Annotated in this window: 1 protein-coding gene and 1 pseudogene; both read left to right on the top strand. The window is 60.3% G+C overall.

Going from position 1 to position 923, the window contains the following annotated elements; genetic code table 11:
* The coding region (locus MST27_RS22185) for a c-type cytochrome (protein WP_243608011.1) at nt 1-505 on the top strand (505 nt) is incomplete at its 5' end.
* A 355-nt stretch (nt 506-860) separates the two neighbouring features.
* Nucleotides 861-923, top strand: a pseudogene (locus MST27_RS22730) (cbb3-type cytochrome c oxidase subunit I); the annotation flags it as partial.

The raw sequence follows: 923 nt of genomic DNA, 5'->3' as shown, positions 1-923 counted from the left end.
GGTCTGCCACGGCTCCGATGCCAAGGGGGCCAACGGCTTCCCCAACCTGGCCGATACCGATTGGCGCTGGGGCGGTGACGCCGAAACCATCAAGACCTCGATCATGCATGGCCGCGTTGCCACCATGCCGGCCTGGGGCCAGGTCATCGGTGAAGACGGTGTCAAGAATGTCGCAGGTTATGTCCGCAACGGACTGGCCGGGCTGCCTTTGCCCGAGGGCACCGAGGTCGACCTGAACGCCGGCAGCCAGATCTATGCTCAGAACTGCTCCGTGTGCCATGGTGCCAACGGCCAGGGCACGCCCGCCATGGGCGCACCCAAGCTCACCTCTGCGGCCGGCTGGATCTATGGCTCGACGTTGCCGCAACTGCAGCAGACCATCCGTCATGGCCGTAACGGCAAGATGCCTGCGCAGGAACCCTACCTGGGCAACGACAAGGTTCATCTGCTGGCAGCCTATGTCTATAGCCTGTCGCACAAGCCCGAGCAGGTCGCCAAACGCTGATCAGGCCTACAGGGCGATACCCGGTATCGCCCTGTTGTGGATCAAGCGCTGCCCCAAAATGCGGCCGTGCGACGCTCTGTCGCAGACCGCCCGGTCCATCCCCGCTTGGCCTGAAAAGGCCCTCGCTTCTATATTCTCCCCCACTCGCCGCACTTCGCAGAACTAGAAGGCGAAACTCTCGATTCGGCACATCGGCATGATGTGTAAAACGACCCTGCAAAGAGCATGGAAAAGGCTTGGAATCAGGGTCCGAACGGCACGAGATGGCCTGGGCCTTGATTGCATTGCCCCCCTCCTTTCTCCATACTTGCCGCCGTTTTTGCCCCCTGAAATGCCATTAGCGTGGAAGCCTTGCATGAGCACAGCAATAAGTGAGACTGCATATAACTATAAGGTGGTTCGCCAATTCGCCATCATG

The sequence above is a fragment of the Stutzerimonas marianensis genome (assembly GCF_022810315.1).
Taxonomy (GTDB): domain Bacteria; phylum Pseudomonadota; class Gammaproteobacteria; order Pseudomonadales; family Pseudomonadaceae; genus Stutzerimonas; species Stutzerimonas marianensis.
Note: the sequence above shows the minus strand (reverse complement) of the source record. Positions and strands in the feature narration are given on the sequence as shown.